Below are 20,744 nucleotides of genomic sequence, written 5' to 3' on the forward strand. Positions count from 1 at the left end.
ATTTGTATATAGTGATTTTTAAATTAGTTATACTTTTATGCTATAGTTTTAGTAGGATGAATAGACAAAAAAAATCTAAACGCATATTGCACAATCCTCTTTGGTTTCCTGCATAATCTGTTCCAGATTACTATCAGAAAGGATCTTTACAAATTGTTTGTGAAAATGTTTCCAGTACAAATTTGCTTTACAACACAACGATGTGCGTTCACAGAATGATTCATCTGAGATACATTGTACAACCATCACAGGCTCAAATGCAGTATAGATATCCAGCATTGTGATCTCAGAAGCCGGCTTTGCAAGAACGTAACCACTCCCTCTTCCTCCTACATTTCTAATCAAGCCTTTTAGTTTAAGAGCGCCGATGATGTAGTCCAGGTATTTGACTGAAATTTGCTGTTTATCAGCGATATCCTTCTGAAGGATACCCTCATTGTGCTGACAGTCGGCAATTTCAATCATTGTCCGTAGTCCATACCTTATTTTAGTGTTTACTTTCATCCTATTTAAAACAATAAACAAAAATAGTAGATTAATATTCAAATATAAATATAAGAATGAAAATTAACAATATTATAGGTTAAATGTGATACTAATTTATTAAAACTTATGGTTGGTGCATTAATCTAAATTGAAATATAAAAGATAAAATGGTAATTTCATTACCGTTTCAACTTATGTAGTGAGAATCTGAATATAAATCCTATCAGGAGCAGTACAACTCCCTTAATAATAACATTAATTGGCAATGAAACAGACATAGTTAAACATCCGGTTAATCCCAATATTGGAATTACTTTGTTATATATTCGTTTTTCCGGCGATTGTTTCAGAGCTGCAATATTTGTTATACTGTAATACAACAATATACTAAAAGTAGCTGCTCTAACTATAAATTCAAAAGATCCGATAATAGTTAGCAATACAATAATTACTCCAGTAATTAAAATTCCTATGTGTGGAACATGGTATTTTTGATGTATTCTTTTAAATATTGCAGGTAAATCATTTCTTCTTCCCATGGCCAGCATCATTCTGCTTATGCCTAATATTTGAGACAACAATACACCTAACATTGCTGTTGAAGCTCCAATAGTTACAATGGTACTAATTAACGGAGTAGATAGGGAATTTGCAACTATCTGTAAAGGTGACTTACTGTCAGCCATTTTTTCTGTACCAATAACCCCAACAGCGATTAAAGAAACAGAAATATAAAGTGTGATAGCTAAAACTATAGTTATTATAACTGCCTTTGGAATAGTTTTCTTTGGATCCCGAACTTCCTCAGCAAGTGTGGCAATTCTGGCATAACCAGTATATGCAAAAAAAAGTAAAGCTGAAGCTTCTGCAATTCCTGAAATGCCTAATGGAGCAAACGGAATAAAATTTTCTGTATTAATTAATGTGATTCCGCTAAAAATCAGGTATATAAGCGTTAGCAATGTGATACTCACAATAGCCAGGTTTAATTTACCAACTTTTTTTATTCCGATGTAATTTGCAATTGTAAGTATTACTACAGCAATAATTGAATATTTTAATGGAGATAAAATCGGAACCAACTGGTAGAAATAGCTCCCAAATCCTATAGCTACAACACCAGCAGCTGTCAGTTTACTTATTAAAAACATCCAGCCTGCAGAAAAACCAAAAGCAGGATTTAAAAGTCTATAGCCATATTCATACGTTCCACCTGATTGCGGGTAAACAGCAGCCAGTTGTGCAGAACTTAAACCATTAAAAGCAGCAATCAGACCTGCGATAAATAGTCCAATTATAAAAGATGGACCAGCTACACCCGCCGCTACACCGGTTACAACAAAAATGCCGGCACCAATTATGGCCCCTAAACCAACGCCAACTGCGTCTTTTAATGTAAGTGCTCTAATTAGTTCTTTGGGTTCACCCATTTCATTATTTCAAAGTAACTGTCTTTCCTTCAGCAGCACTTTTCTTTGCGGCATCCAATATCTTTACAACAATTATATTATTCTCAAGCGATGAAAGGTCGGTGTTTTTCACTTTAATCTCCCCTTTTATTACGCTTGAGAAATAACTAAAAGGATCATTTGTCTCCAGTGGAAAATCAGTAATTTTCAGTTCCTGCTTAGGAGCAGAACGATTTAGCCTGAATTCAAGGTTATGTTGATCAGATGCTTCTACATAACCATCTTTTCCATAAATTGTTAAATCCTTTCTATCAACAGGCCAATTCCATGATCCCTGAATTATTGCCTGTGCATCAGGGTATGTTAGAATAATTGTAGCCTGGTCATCTACATTTGGATAGATGTCAGGTTTTATTGTCTGCAAAACTGAAGTAACCGTTTCAGGAATTTCATTTTGCATAATCCATGTCATAATATTTGCACCATAACATCCAAAATCAGTTACAGCTCCACCACCATTTAATACAGGATCAGTTAGCCAGGCAAGAAATTCAGGAGAACAACCAATTTCAACCGGACCTTTATGACCATCGTTGATCATAACCTTGTTAATCTCGCCAATTTCATTATTTGAAACAGCCATTTCAAAAGCTTTATAAATAGTCGGATACCAAGTTGTTTCGTAATTTGTTAAAAGATAAATATTGAATTCCCTGGCTAATCTCTTCATCTTTTCAGCATGTTCAGCACTTACAGCCAAAGGCTTCTCAACCATCACATGTATTCCTCTGGGAGCACAAACTTCAACTGTTTTCAAATGATCATAGATTGAATTAAAAGCAACTACCCCCTCTGGTTTAGTCTTTTCTACCATAGTTTGCAGATCATCATATACCATACTGAGATCAAATCCATATCTGTCAGCAAGCTCTTTAGCTCTCTTTTTATCTGACTCAGCAATCCCAACTATCTGTATGTCGCTACGTTTTTGATAATTGTTTAATATTCCATGTACGTGATCATGAGATAATCCATCAATTCCTATTCTTACAGGATCGAGCGATTGCGCACTGGATGGTTGAATGCAAAGAAGAGTAAATAAAATCAGAATTAGAGTAGTGATCTTCATGTTTTCTCTATTTTAATGTATTTATTAGTAAGATGGCGAAGATAATATTATTATTCCTTTTCCAAATTTTCTTTCATCTCTTTTAGAATATCATTCCATCCGGCAGTAAAGCTTGCTTTAGAGAAATACCTGCTATCTTCGTCGGTTATATTTTCGAGTCCTTCATGTTTTAATAAAACTTTAGTTGACTCACCTTCAGGCGTCAGTTCCCATGTGAGAGTAGAAATTCCCGGGCTGTAACCTGGATACTCCCATGTATGTTTCAATTTTTTATTTGGTATAACTTCAACAATTTTAAACAGATGACGAAAATCATGTACTCCTTCTTCATCAGTTATGGAGACAACAAAATCAAAAATCTCACCCTCTTTTGCTTCGAAATTTGATATGTTGAAATACCATTTTTTCATTTTCTCGGGGTGGGTTAGTGCCTCCCAAACTTTTTCGGCACTCCTTTTTATAGTAATTTCTTTTTTATACATAATGCATAAGTATTAATATGTAATTATATAATAATATTGCTCTATAGGTAAATCAATGTTTTAAAATCCTTTCAGGTGAAAAAAGTTGCTCATATTTACTGTTTCCGGATGTTATTATATCACAAATTACTATAGCTGCAACTGTACCTAAAATTATATCATCACCACCGTAACCTATTGCACAAAACACATTTTGATGATTTCCCGGCAAATATCCAATATATGGCAAACCATCTTTACTCTTATAAAGTTTTGTCTTCCATTTATATACAATTTCTTCTATATCAAAATATAGTTTAAGGTTTTTATAAAGTTTCTCAAAGCTTTTATTTGAGTTATTTAAGCTATCAGCTATATTATCTTCACCCCCTGCAATTAAAAAATCGTTTTCATCAAGAGTGTGAGATCTGTATGAATGGTGTGGCTCAAACATATCGTAAGCCATAGCTTCTGGGTAATATCCATTTTTAAGTTTTAGAGCCATGGCAAAACGAATATAAGGGGTGATATATTTGTTTAAAATACTATCACCTGGAGGTGTATTATTGGCATAAATCAGATATTTACAGTTTATAGGACCTTTGCTGGAGTCAGCAACGATAATTGTATTTTCAACAATACTAGAAGTAACCGAACAATTTTCTAAAAACATACCACCTGAATGTACAAACTCCTTGAGCAGTATTCTTAAATATCTTAATGGATGAAATTGTGCCTGATTGTGAATTTCAATAACTCTTACAGATGGTATTCTAAAAGGGTTTGTATTAGTCTCGATAGCATCAATTCCTACCAAATGATTTCCTTCGATTATATTTTGTAGTTCATCATCCTGTCTTTCATCTAATGAAAACAGATATCCATTTCTGATCGCATAATCACAGTAAATCTGGTAAATATTTATATTATCCTTAATAATATCACTTGCTTCCCTAGCAGCTTTTGCAAGTAATTTGCCTGAGTCGAGACCGTATGTTTTGATAACCTTATAATACGGTGTCTCAAAGTAGTTGTTTATGTGAGCTGTTGATCCTCCTGTTGAGCCATAACCCATGTTGCCGGCTTCAACCAAAATGCATTTAAACCCTTTTTTCTGAAGCATCAGTGCAGTTGTAATTCCTGTGATGCCCGCACCTACGATTAAAATATCGGAATCTGGTATTGAATTAATGTTTTCCTGACCGTAGTGTTTTACCTCGGTTTGCCAAATACTTTCTAAATGACCGCCTCTTTCCATAGAATTGCCGGATTAAGGAGTTACACACAGTTTTGTATGTTGTAAATTAAACCGCTTTAATATGGTTTTTGTTCAACATATGAGCAGTTTATAAGAGGTACAGATACTTGAAAGATTTGGTTCTATCAGAAAGTTTAAAGAATCTATACAACTTCACTTAAAGTGAAATATTCAGACTTATCAGCATAGATAAAGATGATTGAACCATCCTTTATTGTATTTATAATTGGTTTATTCAACTCCTGAGGCAGTGCAGGACAACCAAAACTTCGTCCTAGCCTACCAGTTGATCTGATGAAATCCTCACTGCAATAATCTGCTCCATGGATAACAACCGCACGTGGTCTGGTTTTATCATTTATTCCTTTTTCGAGACCGTCAAGTCTCAAAGAAAATCCGTTACCCCCATTATATGTTTCAGCAGTTCTGTAAAAACCAAGTGAACTTTTATAGGATCCACTTTTGTTTGAAAAAGATGTTGCAAAGTTATCGCCACTGTTTCTGCCATGAGCAACATATGATACAAACAGAACCTCTTTTCTGTTAAGATCCAGAACGTACAATCTTTTATCAGTAGAGGGTAAATTGTAATTGATTATAGTGAGCAGAGGATTATTATCCTTATTTAACTTTTTATAACCGGAATATGCTGATTCAAAGGCTTTAAAATCAATCAATCCTTCAAGATTCATTTGCTGAAATAATAGTTCAGTGTCATCAAACTGATACTTTTCAACTAAATAGTCATATACGGGGATATCCTTTCCTATAGGGAAACTGAAAGCTGATATTATAGTAAATATAATAGAAATTAGAACTGTACGCATAGTTTAATTCGAGAAAATTGTTCCCAAATATACTATTTTTCATAAACTAAAATGTTAATCAATTACAACAACAACTGCCTCTTTCACAGTTATAAGGTCAAATACAAATTTCGCCTGCGATGAAGCAACTCTCACACACATATGTGAGCGTGGTGTTGTGCCAAGTGTATTGCTCCATTCAATTATCCTGGTTTGGGGTAATTGGGTAGGAACTCCATGAATGTAAGCTCCATTGGTAAATCGGGATGCATATGGAGCATATCCTGCAATTTCATTTGATCCATCTTTTGTGTAGAACATCTTCTCTTTTTGATCCTGTATTGCGAATATGCCAATTGGGGTTTCTGAAGCATATGGAGGCTTATGAACTCCGGTAGTTGCCGGATTCATACTTAGTATATTCCAGGTATTATCTCTTTTTTCTATAACAGAAATATTCTGATTAGTTACATCTACAGCAATAACTTGATTGATTTTAATGCTATCGCCCCAGTTTATCAAATAGCGGTTAGGAATAAGATATTCTCCATCAAATGAGACACCTTTTACTCTAATCATTTCTGTTGTATCATTATCAATAATTTTTGCTATCCAGCCATCTCTGCCATAACGTACAAGTACTGTATCTCCTTGAATACTGTAAAGAGGTACTGACTGGTATCGTTCTATACCATAATGATCTGATACTCTCCTGTATTCATTCCTTACAAAGTCTGGAACAGTTGGGGCTTCACCATTCATATTTTTGTAATTACTGAAAACCACAAACTTTTTTGAGTCGCTGTTTATGTTGATCTCATTTTCAATGTGAGCGATTTTTTCTTTTATTTTATTCCATTGAAAATATCTTATGGTATCCTCATATTCATACTGATCATCAAGTATATATTTCTCAAACTGAATCTCTTTAGTTAAATTGATGTCAGATGCAGATAATATCTTGACTGTTTCTACTACTTCAGTTATTGAGTCTGTAACTGATATAAAATCATCTATAATACCTTCAGAGTCATTTTTAAATTCATTACATGCGGTAAAAATCAGGAATGTGAACAGGTATAAAATTATTGAGGTAGTATCTATGCGAACAGAAAACAGTTTTCTCATACAACTGGTTTTGAAATTCTATTTGATTTTTAAAATTAAAACATGAATTTGTTTATAATGTTCATATAGATTGACACAACTTTTGCTGTTGCGAATATCTATAATAGCATCAGATATATTTGTTATAACAGATAAACTTATCTCCAACTAGAATCTTAACTGACTCTTATCTGGTTCTTATTTAGTTCTTATCTGGCTCTTATATTCGTTATATAATACAGGATTAATAAAGAGTTTGGTCAGACTAATTTTGGTGTCTGATTTGTATATAAAGCATAGAAAATGTTAATTAAACCGAAGTGTTGATCAGTGTCGCCATGGTGACAATTTTCACTCCCTGTAGTACCTAACTTTGTATTGCAAAAAAAATAGAGATTCGTATTAAGAATTAATTATTAAAGAAAGGATAAAATATGAAATCAGTTACTTTACAACTAGAAACACTTACCTGCCCATCTTGCATACAGAAGATAGAGGGTGCATTAAAGGGTCTTGATGGAATTGATCCGGAAAGCGTTAAAGTGATGTTTAATTCCAGCAAAGCAAAAGTAAATTATGATGAAGAAAAAGTGTCAATAGAAAAAATAGAAAAATCCATTTCCAGGTTAGGTTATAAAATAGAGAAATCTAAAGTTTAATCTGTTTATAAGCGCCAATTTATTAAATATCTGCGATATAACAAAGAGAAAAATCATGTTTTTGTTCATAAAATAAATAAATTTTTAATTATATCTTTGTTTTAATAGTTTTCTTGTATCACTCCAAAACAAACAGATATGAATAAGAAACTGGCGCTTTTTATAGTTATTACTTACGCAATATCGTGGGCCGCCTGGTTGCAAATACTTGACAAAATAGAGTCTAGTCCTTTTGAATCGGCACCTTTAGTTTTATTACTTTTTTTCATAGGAGCGTATAGTCCTACAATTACTGCAATTCTCTTAACAGCTGCCCTTGAAGGTAAAAGAGGAATAAAAGAGTTGTTTTCAAGGTTCAGACTAAAAAGTGTAAAAAAACGATGGATAATTATAAGTTTACTGGTAGGACCGTTCATATATAGCTTAGCATTTGTTTTATATGTACTTTTCGACGGTAGTATAGGAGATGTAAATTATGGACTTCTGCCATGGCTTCCGATTGTATTTATAGTACCAATAGTATTTGGCCCATTAGCAGAGGAAATTGGATGGAGAGGATATTTATTGCCTATTTTAAGTCCAAAATCTAAACCTATACAATCCAGTTTACTTGTTGGATTCATATGGGCATTATGGCATGCCCCACTATTTTTCGCAAAATCCGGAACAGCAATCAGTGGATTTACTATAACAATACCATTGGTTGTTCTCTTTTTTATAGCAGTTATAGCATCGAGTTTTATCTATACCTGGGCATATAACAACACGTTAGGTAATTTAAGCATTGCAATTTTCATACATTTAAGTATGAATTCCTCTGGAACAATTCGCGGTATGCTTTTCCCTGAAATGACATTGGAAGAATCTCTTCAATACTATATATATTACACAGCTGTGTTATGCTCTGTTATAATTATCGGTTTTATAATTTTAAGGAAAAAAGTATAAAAGCGAGGTGTTTTTTTTAATGTAATAATAAACTCAGATGTCTCTTATGTGACATATATAACCTTTTGCCATACCTAACTTTGCATATTAAATAATAGTAGTATGCAAAGTTTTATATTTAAAAATAAGAATCTCATTACCTTTTTGAGTGCTATCCTTATTACAACTGCTTTCATAAGTAAATGGACAGTTGATAATTTGTATCTGTTCACCTGGTCTCTGGTTATAGCCACTGTAATTGGTGCACTCCCAATTGCACTACAAGCTTATCAGGCTATTAGAATAAAGGTAGTAAGTATAGATGTACTGGTCACAATAGCGGTGATTGGAGCTTTTCTTATACAGAATTATGAAGAATCAGCAATTGTTACTTTCCTATTCCTTTTCGGTGCTTATCTTGAACAACGTACTTTAAAACATACCCGTTCTGCTATTAAAGAGCTTACCGATATGGCTCCTGAAAGTGCTTTAAAGATGATAGAGAATGGTGAATTTATTGAGATAGAAGTGGATGATGTTAATGAGGGAGATCTGCTGCTTGTAAAAACTGGAGCAAAAGTTCCGGTAGACGGAAGAGTCATTTCCGGTGAAGGCTATATAAATGAAGCAAGTATAACAGGTGAATCATTGCCCGTAAATAAAGAGAAGGATTCAATGGTTTATGCAGGTACAATTTTAGAAAATGGTACTCTTCAGATAGTTGCTGACAGAGTAGGTGAGGATACCACGTTTGGAAGGATCATTGATTTGGTTGAAGAGGCTCAGGATTCTAAGTCGCAAGTTGAAAAGTTTATTGATCGATTCTCTAAATATTACACACCTGTTGTACTTATTCTTGCATTCGTCGTGTGGATTATTACCAATAACATAGAGCTGGCTATAACCTTATTGGTACTGGGATGCCCGGGGGCATTAGTGATAGGTGTGCCTGTATCTAATGTTGCCGGAATTGGTAATGGTGCCCGTCACGGTGTACTGTTGAAGGGGAGTGAGGTTATCACCGAGTTTAGCAAGGTTAATAGCATGGTTTTTGATAAAACCGGTACTTTGACTGTTGGGGATCCTTCTGTCTCAGAAACGATATACTATACAGAAGATTCTGCCATGGTACTAAGCTATCTTGCCAGTATTGAGCGTGAGTCTGATCATCCACTGGCAAAAGCGATTCTCAATGAGTTAGGTGAAATAGAATTACATAATGTTGAGAATACAGAGGTAGTTAAGGGTGGGGGAATTGTAGCCAACATTAACGGACAAAGGATTGCAGTTGGCAATATATCACTAATGGAAAAAGAAGATGTCACTTTAAGTGATAATGTAATGGCAGATATTGACCGTTTGATAAAGAAAGGCAATTCGCTGGTTCTTACATCTGTTGATGGAAAACTAAAACTTTTGATAGGGATAAGAGATCAAATACGGTTTGGAGTTAAGAAAGAGCTTAGCAGACTTAAAAAGATGGGAGTTAAAAATCTTATTATGCTTTCAGGGGATAATCAGGGTGCAGTTGATGTGATTAGTCGTGAACTTGGTCTCTCCGAAGCATATGGAGATATGTTGCCCGAAGATAAATCAGCCTATATTAATAAGCTACAGTCTGAAGGTCAGATTGTTGCATTCATCGGAGACGGTGTTAATGATAGTCCCTCTCTCGCTTTAGCCAATGTAGGCATTGCCATGGGAAGCGGTACAGATGTTGCTATAGAAACTTCGGATCTGGTTTTAATGAATTCAGACTTTAGCAGACTAACTCATGCTCTAGGATTGACAAAAGCAACATCCAGGAATATGAAACAAAATATTGTTATCGCTCTTGGAGTAGTCTTGGTGTTATTTACCGGGTTATTGTTTAGTGGCTGGGTTAGCATGTCTGTAGGAATGCTTGTACATGAATTAAGTATATTGGTTGTAATACTGAATGGCATGAGACTGCTTGGGTATAAGTTGTAACTTGCTATTTTTTTATCTGCCTGTTTTTTAATATTTTTGTGTGAACTGTGAGGTCCCTCATACCTTCACGAAAATAATAGTGAATTCTTATGGAATTAGGTTATGAAGCCCGTTATTTTTAAATATTGTTTTAAGGTTATCAAGTTTCAATGATTTATGAAGAGAGTTAAAATAGGTTTGCGTATTCTGATTTTAATTGCAGGAATACTCTTAATTGGTAATGGTGTTGCACTAACAATTAGATCGGATCTTGGTACAAGTCCTATTTCTTCTATACCCTACGTATTAAATCTGATATTACCTAATATAACAGTGGGTACATTCGCCATTATTATAAATCTAATCATGGTGCTAATACAGGTGATAATCCTTAAGAAAAAATCAAGTATTAATCAGCTTGTTCAAATTCCATTACTCTTTCTACTGGGTTTTTCTATCGACTTGAATCTATATCTGACGCAGTCGTTAGATCCTAATAACTATATTCTACAGATCATTACGGTAATCTTAGGCTGTTTTATAATGGCATTTGGTATTTTTCTTGAATTGAAAGCTGATGTGGGTTATCTTCCCGGAGAAGGACTCACACTTGTAATTTCTGAAGCTTATGATATCAATTTCGGAAAGACTAAAGTTGAAATAGACACTTCGTTTGTTGTTATTTCTGTTATTTTGGCATTTACCTTTTATGGAAAACTGGAAGGAATACGCGAAGGAACAATATTGGCTGCACTGTTTGTGGGTACAATAGCTAATATATATCAAAAAAGAATACTTTTCCTTGATAAGATATTAAAACCCGAAAAAGCAATTGAGTACGTTACTCAACCATATATGATAACTGACAATTTTGTAATCACAATATCTCGTCAGTATGGAAGTGGGGGACATGCAGTTGGTGAAATAATTGCAAAAAAGCTAGGAGTTGGATTTTATGATAGTAAAATTATAGATCTTACTTCTATTGCGAGTGGCTTTACACCAGAGTATGTAGAAAAACATGAACAGAAACTACCTAATGGTTTGCTTGATAAATTATACAATAGTAATTACTCCTACATTAATGAGGTTATTCCTCCAAATGCTGTTTGGGATAGAGGCTACAGCTGATATGATAATTGAGGCAGCTGAAAAAGCCGGAATACTTAAGTCTGATAACTAAATACTTCTGTAGTTTTATCCATAATAACAACCGTTTAATTCTGCAATAAATTGCAACAATGTTAAATTTAAAAATTAATGCAACAAATTAGTTGCAATTAAAAAAACTTTATTTATGTTTGCAATGTGAACTAAAATTAACTTATAAAATACGGTACAGCTTATTTAAAAGTAAAAGGTTGTAAAACATAGAAATTGAAAGTGAAAACTGAAATTTAATTTAGAAATGTCAGTTTAGATAAGCAGAGGAATAATTGCAATAAATTGCATTTTTAACTTAAATATCTACTCTACTACTGTTGCATTTGTGAATCTAACAAATTGCAAACTATGATACAAAGAGATTAGTTTGTAGAAACTAATTTAAAACACATTTAAGTTCAATTAAATATAACATTGATTTGTCTCCTGTGTGCCTGATAAGCAAATTTAAGGGTGAATAGAGTCTGATTAGTCCACTTGATAACTCTCGATAACCCATGGTGATGGTGATTGTAAGATCCTCTATATTAACAAAATAAAATCTTAAATGTATGAGTAATAATCTTTCAGGTGATGTCACATCAAGGAAAAAGCCGTATAATCTTTATATGGTGATTATTAGAACTGCAACTTTTTTTCTTTTTACCTGCTTCTCAATTACAACTGTAAGTGCAGGGTATGCTGATAATATTAAGCTAGATAACAATTTTAAATTAAATAATGTAATAAAAGATAGCGATAAGAACCTTCTTTTAATTGAAGCTGTGCAACAACAAAGGAAAACAGTTTCGGGTACTATTACTGATTCTGATGGAGAGTTATTACCAGGAGTAACTGTAATTGTAAAAGGAACATCAGCTGGAACTATAAGTGATATCAACGGTCATTTTTCTTTATCTGATGTTGCAGAAAATGAGATTCTACAGTTTTCATTTGTAGGTATGGCCCCTCAGGAGATACTGGTTGGTAGTCAATCTACCTATAATATCATAATGAGAGACGACGTGGTTTTAATTGATGAAGTTGTAGTGGTTGGATATGGTACTCAAAAGCGGAGTGATATCACAGGAACTGTTGCTTCAATACCCAGAGAGAGATTAGAGAATACACCAAATATTAATATAGCACAGGCTATACAGGGATCTATTCCGGGTGTTATGATTCAAACTTCTTCTTCTGGTGCAGATCCCAATGAAGTAATAATGATCAGAGGTCGTAACTCAATTCTGGCAGATAACTCACCTTTGATTGTTGTAGATGGAATACCTTATAATGGATCTATCTCAGATTTAAATCCAAATGATATTAGATCTATTGAAATCTTAAAGGATGCTTCATCTGCCGCAATTTACGGTTCACGAGGTTCTAACGGAGTTATTTTGATCTCAACAAAAGAGGGAGTAGATGGAAAGGTGAAAATCACTTACGATGGTTTTTACTCTCATCAGCGCTTTGCTTTCTTACCTGATTATATGGATGGGGCAGAATTTTATGATTTTAAAATGAAACGCTTCTCGGGTGCAATGACCCAGTCAGAGAGAAATATTTATGAATCAGGTACTTGGACAAACTGGATGGATGAAGGCTTAAGAAATGGAGCAACACAGCAACATACTTTATCTGTTTCAGGAGGAAGCAACAGTACAAAGTTTTTCATCTCAGGTAGTTATTTGGATGTTACCGGATTGGCTGTAAACGATGATTATAAGCGTGTAACTTCAAGGATTAATATAGACACAAAAGTTGTGGACTGGCTGACACTAGGTTCAAGAACTCAGATTTCATATGATGATAAGAGTGGGCTGGGGCCAGATATGTCAGATCTTTTTCAAACAAATCCGCTTACTAAAGCTTATGAAGAAGATGGTTCACTTGCAATATATATTTGGGATGATGATCATTATTTTGGAAATCCTCTTCAAATGACTCTATATGACAATATTGATAAATCTTACCAAGTTCTTACAAATAACTATCTCATAATTGATTTTCCTTTTATATCAGGTTTGAGTTATCGATTAAATACAGGTTTTACTGCAAGATTTTCAGATGAGGCAACCTACATGGGTAGGGATACCAAAATAGGCCTAGAAGCAAAAGGAGTGGCAGAGACCGAAAGATCAAAGAGTAATAATACTGTAATAGAAAATATACTTACCTATAATAGGGAATTTGGTAAAAACAATCTTTTCGTTACAGCTGTTGCGAGTTATGAAAATAGCAGCTATTCTTCTAATGAAATGGAAGCTAATGGATTCCCTCACGATTTTCTTAAATGGTACTCTTCAGCACAAGCTGTTCAGGTTGTTCCGGATTTCTCATATAATAAAACCGTGCTAATGTCACAAATGCTAAGGTTGAACTATGTATATGATAATAAATATCTAGCCACATTAACAGGCAGAAGAGATGGTTATTCAGGATTTGGGTCTAATTCAAAATGGGGTCTGTTTCCTTCAGCTGCATTAGGATGGAATATGCATAATGAAGAATTTTTTCCATGGAAAGAAACATTCAGTGAATTAAAATTAAGAGCTTCATATGGTCTTAACGGAAACCAGGCAGTAGGTGCATATCAGTCAATATCAAGACTTTCTGAATACAATATGGTTTCTAACAAACAGACTGTTGCAGGGTATATACCCAGTCGACTTGGACAAGAAAATCTAGGTTGGGAATCATCAAAAACATTCAATCTTGGGTTAGATTTTGGACTTTACAGGAATAGAATTGTTGGTAATTTAAACTGGTTTAAGACCAATACTACAGACCTGTTATTAAACAGAAGTATTTCTGCTGTTCATGGAATCACATCAATTACTCAAAATATTGGAGAAACTGCAAACAGAGGTTTAGAGCTATTTATCCAGTCAAGAAATATTGTTAATTCAGATTTTACCTGGTCAACCTCAGGTAATATAGCATATAATGATAATAAGATATTATCCTTATATGGAGAAATAGATGAATCCGGAAATGAGATCGATGATGTGGCAAATGCGTGGTTTATAGGGAAACCCATACGAGTAAATTACGACTTTGTTTGGGGTGGAACATGGCAGCAGAGTGAAGCTGACGAAGCAACTGCATGGGGTACAAAACCTGGCTTTGTTAAACTAAAAGACTTTAATAATGATGGAGTGTTAGGTGCAGAAGACAAGAGAATTCAAGGTCAGCGTGATCCGAAAGTGATTTGGGGCTTGTCTAATAATTTTGGATATAAAGGTTTTAACCTGAATATATTTATACATGGAGTACACGGAGTAACCAAAGAAAACACGTTGATGACCGACGAAACATGGGCAGATGTAAGAAGAAATACAATAAATAAAAACTGGTGGACACCTGAGAATCCAACTAATGATTGGGTAACCAATGAACTGAATGCAGAAAGGATGTCTGGTATATTAGGAGTGATATATGAGAAAGCCGATTTTATCAGAGTAAAAGATATATCTCTCTCTTACACATTGCCAAAGAGTGTGCTTAACAGAAGTTTAGTGGATAATATGAGGTTTTTCATTACTGGTAGGAATTTAGCAACATTTACCAAGTGGAGAGGATTAGATCCTGAACTTGATAGCCAAAGACAAGTCCCTCTGCAAAGAGAGTTTGTATTTGGACTAAATTTTGATTTTTAAGTACAAGTTTTTTTATTAAAAATTAGAAATTATGAAAAAAAATATATTTAAAATATCCATTATAATAATTTCATTAATAACTATTTCATCATGTAATGATGACTTATTAATGGAAAAACCTCCTCATCTAATTACTTCTGAGACTTTATATACAAATTATGCAGGGTTTGATGCCGGGTTGAATGGCCTTTATGCTCAAGTTAGAAGAGAAAGAGAGGAGTCGTTTGGCAGCCACTCAATGATGGGAAGTATGTTTATGTTTGGAACCGATAATGCTACAGTTAATCACCAGGATATTGGGTATATAATGACCGCAATGCTTTGGAAAAATAACAATAACCCGTTCAATGAAGAAAATGAAAATGTATTTATCTGGTTATATAATGTGATTAATGCAGCAAATACAATTATTAATCAGGCAGAAAAAGAGGATGTTGACTGGTCTGGTGGTAATCAATCAGAAGAACTGAACAAAGCTCGGGTAATTGCAGAAGCTCGTGCAATCAGGGCTTGGGCTTATAGGCATCTGTCTTTCGGGTGGGGTGATGTTCCGTTAACTCTGGTTGAATCATCAGGTTCTACAATAAAGACTGACTGGGAGAGGACTTCTGTAGATGAAGTAAGAAATCAAATTATAGAGGATTTGTTAAGTGCAGAACCCTATATTGAAGTTGAGCCATCGGTAAGAGGAAGAATCTCAAAAGGAGCAGTGCAGCACTATCTTGCAGAAATGTATTTAACTATAGGTCAACCTGATAAGGCTTTGCAATGGGCAAATGCTGCAATTAATACTCCTGAGTATAAGTTGGTTACACAAAGATATGGTGTAAGAAGCTCACAACCGGGAGTTCCTTATATGGACATGTTCTGGGAAGGAAATACTAATCGTGAGGAAGGAAATACTGAAGCTTTGTGGGTTTTCCAGTTTGCACTTAAAGTAACAGGTGGAGGAGAATGTATGATTCGGAGAATTCACTTGAGCAGATTCTGGAATTTATCAGTTAATGGTGTCAGACCGTTAGTTCATACTTATGAGCGTGGAGGATTAGGGTACTCCAGATTTACTTTCACTAAATGGGCACTTGATAATTATGAACCGCAGGATGATAGATTCTCGCATCATGCAATCAGAAAATTCTATATTCTGGGTGATGCTGAGACTAATGCTCCCTATCCTGCAGACAACCTCCCTCCAGGATATAACTATGGTGATACCATATGGTGTTCATGGGATCCGGATATAACATATGAAACAAGGGCAAGGTTTGATTGGCCATTCTCAAGGAAAGCTGAAGGTGTAGACCCGGAAAATATGAATGAAAGATATATGAATACGGATCAGGTTTATCTTCGACTTGCAGACACATATTTATTAAAAGCTGAAGCTGAATATAAATTAGGCAGAATTGAAGATGCTGCAAATACAATTAATATAATTAGAAGACGCTCTAATGCAAGTGAAATTACTGCTGATCAGGTTGATATAGATTTTATACTGGATGAGAGGTCACGTGAACTATTTCTTGAGGAACATCGTAGATGGACTTTACTGAGAACAGGAAAATTCCTTGAACGTACAATGGCATATAATAATAATGGAGGGCAGAATCTTTCGCCGAGGGATACTTTATATCCAATTCCTCAGTCTGTGATTGATGCAAACCTCACGAAGGAGATGCCACAGAACCCTGGTTTTTAATATAATTATGAATTAAAATAAATGTAAATAATAATATCTATGAATAATATTATTGGTATTGATATTGGTGGAACATCTATTGTAGGTGGTAAGATTGAGGGGAACTCAATAGTTGAGCAATTATATATGAGTTCAAATGCTGCAATTGGCGGAGAGGTAACTTTAGGCGTTGTGAAAAAGGTAATTGAGTCATTATTGGATTCCAATACAAGAGCCATCGGAATAGGGGTTCCCAGTGTAGTAGACAGGGAAAAGGGAATAGTTTATAATGTACAGAATATTAAAAATTGGGATGAGGTTTTTTTAAAGGATATACTGGAGTCTGAATTTAAATTGCCTGTTTATATAGACAATGATGCAAATTGTTTTGCTTATGGAGAAAAAGTATTTGGTCAAGGCCATGAATTCGAAAACTTTGTAGGTATTACATTGGGAACCGGTGTAGGTGGAGGTATTATTCAAAACAGCCACCTTTTAAAAGATTCAAATTGTGGTTCCGGTGAATTCGGAGAAATACCATACTTGGATTCAATCCTTGAAGATTATTGTGGAAGTAGATTTTTTCTTCGTACTGCAAATCAGCCGGCTCATGAACTCGCTATACGTGCAATGAATGGTGATTCTGAAGCAATTGAAATTTACAATTTATATGGGCAACATATTTCAGTACTTATTAAAATCATACTTCTGATCATTGACCCTCAGGCAATTATTTTTGGAGGATCAATTGCAAAATCTTTTGATCTTTTTAAAGATATAATGTTTAAAAATTTAAAAGATTTTCCATATCCTAAAACAGTTGATAAAATCAAGATACTAACTTCTGATCTTGAGAATATTGGTGTATTGGGAGCAGGTGCTTTGTGCATAGAATAGAAATGAGAGTTTTGAATTAATTAAAATTTATAAGCTAAGTATGAAAAGAATTATTCTAACAGTGCTATTTATAACCAGCGTAGTGTTAATGTATGCACAAGGCAGGTTAATAACAGGGAGTGTGGTGGATGATGCAAATTTGCCACTACCGGGGGTAAGTGTAATTGTAAAAGGTACAACTATCGGAACGGTTACAGATATTGACGGACTTTTCAGTCTTAATTTATCTGATGTAAATGAGAATGATGTACTTGTGTTTAGTTCAATAGGTTTTATTCAACAAGAACATAGAATTGGTAACAATTCCAGTTTTGCAATAGTTTTACTGGAAGACAGGAAGCTACTTGATGAGGTTGTGGTTGTTGGATACGGAACTATGAAGAAAGCTGTTGTTACCGGTGCAACTGTTCATGTTAGCGGTGATAATGTGGTTCAGCAGAATCGAACAAACATTATGGCTGCATTACAGGGTCAGATGCCGGGAGTAAATATTTCACAAAATTCGGGTATGCCTGGAGAAGGATATAGTGTTGTTATACGTGGTATGGGTACCATAAATTCTTATAGTCCTCTATATGTAATTGATGGAGTCCCCGGAGGTAATCCTTCAACTATAAATCCCTCTGATATTGAATCAATTGACGTTTTAAAAGATGCAGCTTCTGCTGCAATTTATGGTGCACGTGCTGCAAATGGTGTAATACTTATAACCACACGTCAGGGAAATGAAGGTAAAACTGTTATCTCATACGATGGATATTATGGTATCCAGAATGTAACAAAAAGACCTCAGCTTGCTGATGCCAAACAGTATATGGAGCTTATAGATGAATCACGTGTTAATAGTGGTTTGGCTCCTCATAATTGGGAACAGAGAATTCCTGTACAGTATCCATTAATAATGAATGGTAGCTGGAAAGGAACTAACTGGTTTAACGAAATGGTTAATGATAACGCTCCTGTTGTAAATCATGCTTTAAATGCTTCAGGAGGTAATAGTATGTCAACCTATACAATTGGTGGAACTTATTCAAAACATGAAGGTGTTCTTGGTAATCCTGTGCCCATTAAAGATGAGAGATACACAGTAAGGGTTAATTCTTCACATCTTGCATTCAGAAAAGGTGATTTGGAGGTATTGAAGATTGGTGAAAACCTTTCATTCAGTTATAATGAAACTCAGGGTATCGGTATTGGTAACCAATACTCAAATGATGTTCGCAACGTATTGACTGTTACTCCTTTATTGCCAATGTATAATAGTAATGGTGATCTTTATCTTGAAGCAGATAAGGTTGCTGATAACTGGACACACTATGGTCCTGCAGGTAATCCAATTGCAACAATGCTTTATACTCGTGGAAATAATATAGAGCAAAGATTTAATTTAAGATTCAATACTTTTATTGATTTACAGCCAATTAAAGACTTAAAATTCAGGAGTTTATTTGGATATAACTTTTCAGCAGGAGCAGATAGAAGCTATCAGCCAACAATAAATGTTGCTTCTGATATCAGATTGGTTGATAATGTGGAACAGAGTGCAAATTCTCAACAGGGATGGACATGGGAGAATACATTAAGCTACTCAACTGTTTTTGAAGATGATCATAATATGGATTTCCTTATTGGTACTTCAATGGAGAAATCGGGTATTGGTCAATCAATGAGTGCAAACAACAGAACATCTACATTCCCTGGTCTTTGGGATTATGCATGGTTGTCTAACACTGCTGCTACTACTGTTAATACAATTGTAAGTGGTGCTCCTTATGAGAGATCAATGATGCAGTCATTCTTCGGACGTGCTAATTATAACTTCCAGGAAAAATATCTGGCTACAGTAATCATGCGTGCAGATGGTTCTTCAACATTTGCCCGTGGAAACAGATGGGGTTACTTTCCTTCAGTATCTGCCGGCTGGGTAATTTCAAATGAACCATTCATGGAATCGTTCTCTTCAGCATTGCAACATCTGAAATTAAGAGCTAGTTGGGGACAGAATGGTAATAACAGAGTAAGTAACTTCCAGTATCTTGGAACATTTTCTCAAAGCAAGCACTACTATTTTGGAGATACCAAGACTACAAGAACAACAGGAGCTTATAAAGATGTGGTTCCAAATCCTGAAATTAAATGGGAAACATCTGAACAGCTGAACGTTGGTTTGGACGCTTATTTCTTTAAGAGTCGTCTGGCTGTAGCATTGGACTGGTACAATAAAACAACCAAAGACTGGTTAGTAAGAGCTCCAATATTGGCATCAATAGGAACGGGTGCACCATATATAAATGGTGGTGATATAAGAAACAGAGGGGTTGAGCTTGGATTAAACTGGAATGACAGAATCAACAAAGATTTCAATTATGGTGCAAGCTTCAACTTAACTTACAATAAAAATGAGGTAACACATATTGCAAATGAGGAGGGAATAATTAACGGCAGTTCAGGAGTACTGATGGCAACAACAGATATTATTAATCGTGTACAGGTAGGTTATCCGATTGGTTATTTCTATGGTTTCGAAACTGCAGGTATTTTCCAGACTGAGGCTGAGATAGAAGCTGCAAAAGCAAAATTAAGTGGAGCACAACCTGGTGATGTGATTTTTGTTGACAGGAATAATGACGGAGCTATCGATAATGATGACAAGACTATGATTGGTGATCCAAGACCGGATTTCATAACAGGTATGAATTTTTATGTTGGATATAAAGGTTTCGATTTATCTGTAAGTGCTACAGGTGCTTTTGGTCACCAGATAATGAAAACTTACAGACGCTGGGCAGACCGTCCTGAAGAAAACTTCACCCTTGACGCTTATGACAGATGGACAGGACCAGGTACTTCAAATAGAATACCTAGGTTAACGTATAACCCTCATGCAAATCGTAACTATATCTCTGATCTATATATCGAAGATGCAGATTATGTTAAAATTCAAAATATTACATTAGGATATGATTTTGCAAGATTACTGAAAGGTCAGCAATTTTCTCAGATACGTTTATTCATGACTGCACAGAACTTCTTTACAATTACAGGTTATTCTGGTTTGGATCCTGAAGTTGGTTATGGACAGACAAGTTGGGCATCTGGTATTGATATAGGTTTCTATCCAAGTGCAAAGACACTGATTTTTGGCCTCAATGTTAAATTTTAATCGTTAAAC

Annotated in this window: 15 protein-coding genes; 8 read left to right on the top strand and 7 right to left on the bottom strand. The window is 34.8% G+C overall.

Annotation, left to right across the window (positions count from 1 at the left end; all coding sequences use genetic code 11):
* Positions 1-75 precede the first annotated feature (75 nt).
* The 7 genes from BN1354_RS01930 to BN1354_RS01960 all read right to left on the bottom strand — a co-directional run bounded on the left by BN1354_RS01930 (position 76) and on the right by BN1354_RS01960 (position 6,677).
* Positions 76-504 (bottom strand): RrF2 family transcriptional regulator, encoded by a 429-nt coding sequence (locus BN1354_RS01930; RefSeq protein WP_045089936.1) that lies wholly within the window; start codon positions 502-504, stop codon positions 76-78.
* Positions 505-665: 161 nt separating this feature from the next.
* Entirely contained in the window at positions 666-1,916 is a 1,251-nt protein-coding gene (locus tag BN1354_RS01935) for an APC family permease (protein WP_053826071.1), read from the bottom strand.
* A 4-nt stretch (positions 1,917-1,920) separates the two neighbouring features.
* Entirely contained in the window at positions 1,921-3,024 is a 1,104-nt protein-coding gene (locus BN1354_RS01940) for a Gfo/Idh/MocA family protein (protein WP_053826072.1), read from the bottom strand.
* 50 nt (positions 3,025-3,074) lie between these two features.
* Positions 3,075-3,506 carry an SRPBCC family protein gene (locus BN1354_RS01945; protein ID WP_053826073.1) on the bottom strand — a complete coding sequence of 144 codons (432 nt, stop codon included), beginning with the start codon at positions 3,504-3,506 and terminating at the stop codon, positions 3,075-3,077.
* A gap of 52 nt (positions 3,507-3,558) precedes the next feature.
* Positions 3,559-4,743: an NAD(P)/FAD-dependent oxidoreductase gene (locus BN1354_RS01950; RefSeq protein ID WP_053826074.1), complete on the bottom strand. Its 1,185-nt coding sequence runs from the start codon at positions 4,741-4,743 to the stop codon at positions 3,559-3,561.
* 143 nt (positions 4,744-4,886) lie between these two features.
* The gene (locus tag BN1354_RS01955) at positions 4,887-5,570 is read right to left on the bottom strand and encodes a murein L,D-transpeptidase catalytic domain family protein (protein ID WP_082331516.1); all 684 of its coding nucleotides are present in this window, start codon (positions 5,568-5,570) and stop codon (positions 4,887-4,889) included.
* Positions 5,571-5,624: 54 nt separating this feature from the next.
* Positions 5,625-6,677, bottom strand: a complete 1,053-nt coding sequence (locus BN1354_RS01960; protein WP_045089932.1) for a L,D-transpeptidase — start codon at positions 6,675-6,677, stop codon at positions 5,625-5,627.
* A 413-nt stretch (positions 6,678-7,090) separates the two neighbouring features.
* Here BN1354_RS01960 and BN1354_RS01965 point away from each other — a divergent pair, with 413 nt between their 5' ends.
* The 8 genes from BN1354_RS01965 to BN1354_RS02000 all read left to right on the top strand — a co-directional run bounded on the left by BN1354_RS01965 (position 7,091) and on the right by BN1354_RS02000 (position 20,735).
* A complete protein-coding gene (locus tag BN1354_RS01965) occupies positions 7,091-7,315 on the top strand; it encodes a heavy-metal-associated domain-containing protein (RefSeq protein ID WP_045089931.1) in 225 nt (74 codons plus the stop codon).
* Positions 7,316-7,453: 138 nt separating this feature from the next.
* Positions 7,454-8,263 carry a CPBP family intramembrane glutamic endopeptidase gene (locus BN1354_RS01970; protein ID WP_053826075.1) on the top strand — a complete coding sequence of 270 codons (810 nt, stop codon included), beginning with the start codon at positions 7,454-7,456 and terminating at the stop codon, positions 8,261-8,263.
* 102 nt (positions 8,264-8,365) lie between these two features.
* Positions 8,366-10,213 (top strand): heavy metal translocating P-type ATPase, encoded by a 1,848-nt coding sequence (locus BN1354_RS01975; protein WP_053826076.1) that lies wholly within the window; start codon positions 8,366-8,368, stop codon positions 10,211-10,213.
* Positions 10,214-10,369: 156 nt separating this feature from the next.
* Positions 10,370-11,323: a DUF6198 family protein gene (locus BN1354_RS01980; RefSeq protein ID WP_053826077.1), complete on the top strand. Its 954-nt coding sequence runs from the start codon at positions 10,370-10,372 to the stop codon at positions 11,321-11,323.
* Positions 11,324-11,907: 584 nt separating this feature from the next.
* Entirely contained in the window at positions 11,908-14,997 is a 3,090-nt protein-coding gene (locus BN1354_RS01985) for a SusC/RagA family TonB-linked outer membrane protein (RefSeq protein WP_197271956.1), read from the top strand.
* 31 nt (positions 14,998-15,028) lie between these two features.
* A complete protein-coding gene (locus tag BN1354_RS01990; protein WP_053826078.1) occupies positions 15,029-16,696 on the top strand; it encodes a RagB/SusD family nutrient uptake outer membrane protein in 1,668 nt (555 codons plus the stop codon).
* A gap of 39 nt (positions 16,697-16,735) precedes the next feature.
* Positions 16,736-17,572: an ROK family protein gene (locus BN1354_RS01995; RefSeq protein WP_053826079.1), complete on the top strand. Its 837-nt coding sequence runs from the start codon at positions 16,736-16,738 to the stop codon at positions 17,570-17,572.
* A 40-nt stretch (positions 17,573-17,612) separates the two neighbouring features.
* Positions 17,613-20,735 (top strand): SusC/RagA family TonB-linked outer membrane protein, encoded by a 3,123-nt coding sequence (locus tag BN1354_RS02000; RefSeq protein ID WP_053826080.1) that lies wholly within the window; start codon positions 17,613-17,615, stop codon positions 20,733-20,735.
* The last annotated feature ends 9 nt before the right edge of the window (positions 20,736-20,744 follow it).

The organism is Lascolabacillus massiliensis (genome assembly GCF_001282625.1).
Lineage (GTDB): Bacteria > Bacteroidota > Bacteroidia > Bacteroidales > Dysgonomonadaceae > Proteiniphilum > Proteiniphilum massiliensis.

What these genes read in the sequence shown, in the direction of transcription:
- BN1354_RS01945 (WP_053826073.1), bottom strand. Translation starts at nt 3,506, where the DNA reads ATGTATAAAAAAGAAATTACTATAAAAAGGAGTGCCGAAAAAGTTTGG.
- BN1354_RS01975 (WP_053826076.1), top strand. Translation starts at nt 8,366, where the DNA reads ATGCAAAGTTTTATATTTAAAAATAAGAATCTCATTACCTTTTTGAGT.
- BN1354_RS01935 (WP_053826071.1), bottom strand. Translation starts at nt 1,916, where the DNA reads ATGGGTGAACCCAAAGAACTAATTAGAGCACTTACATTAAAAGACGCA.
- BN1354_RS01955 (WP_082331516.1), bottom strand. Translation starts at nt 5,570, where the DNA reads ATGCGTACAGTTCTAATTTCTATTATATTTACTATAATATCAGCTTTC.
- BN1354_RS01950 (WP_053826074.1), bottom strand. Translation starts at nt 4,743, where the DNA reads ATGGAAAGAGGCGGTCATTTAGAAAGTATTTGGCAAACCGAGGTAAAA.
- BN1354_RS01995 (WP_053826079.1), top strand. Translation starts at nt 16,736, where the DNA reads ATGAATAATATTATTGGTATTGATATTGGTGGAACATCTATTGTAGGT.
- BN1354_RS01965 (WP_045089931.1), top strand. Translation starts at nt 7,091, where the DNA reads ATGAAATCAGTTACTTTACAACTAGAAACACTTACCTGCCCATCTTGC.
- BN1354_RS01940 (WP_053826072.1), bottom strand. Translation starts at nt 3,024, where the DNA reads ATGAAGATCACTACTCTAATTCTGATTTTATTTACTCTTCTTTGCATT.
- BN1354_RS01980 (WP_053826077.1), top strand. Translation starts at nt 10,370, where the DNA reads ATGAAGAGAGTTAAAATAGGTTTGCGTATTCTGATTTTAATTGCAGGA.
- BN1354_RS01930 (WP_045089936.1), bottom strand. Translation starts at nt 504, where the DNA reads ATGAAAGTAAACACTAAAATAAGGTATGGACTACGGACAATGATTGAA.
- BN1354_RS01970 (WP_053826075.1), top strand. Translation starts at nt 7,454, where the DNA reads ATGAATAAGAAACTGGCGCTTTTTATAGTTATTACTTACGCAATATCG.
- BN1354_RS01960 (WP_045089932.1), bottom strand. Translation starts at nt 6,677, where the DNA reads ATGAGAAAACTGTTTTCTGTTCGCATAGATACTACCTCAATAATTTTA.
- BN1354_RS01985 (WP_197271956.1), top strand. Translation starts at nt 11,908, where the DNA reads ATGAGTAATAATCTTTCAGGTGATGTCACATCAAGGAAAAAGCCGTAT.
- BN1354_RS01990 (WP_053826078.1), top strand. Translation starts at nt 15,029, where the DNA reads ATGAAAAAAAATATATTTAAAATATCCATTATAATAATTTCATTAATA.
- BN1354_RS02000 (WP_053826080.1), top strand. Translation starts at nt 17,613, where the DNA reads ATGAAAAGAATTATTCTAACAGTGCTATTTATAACCAGCGTAGTGTTA.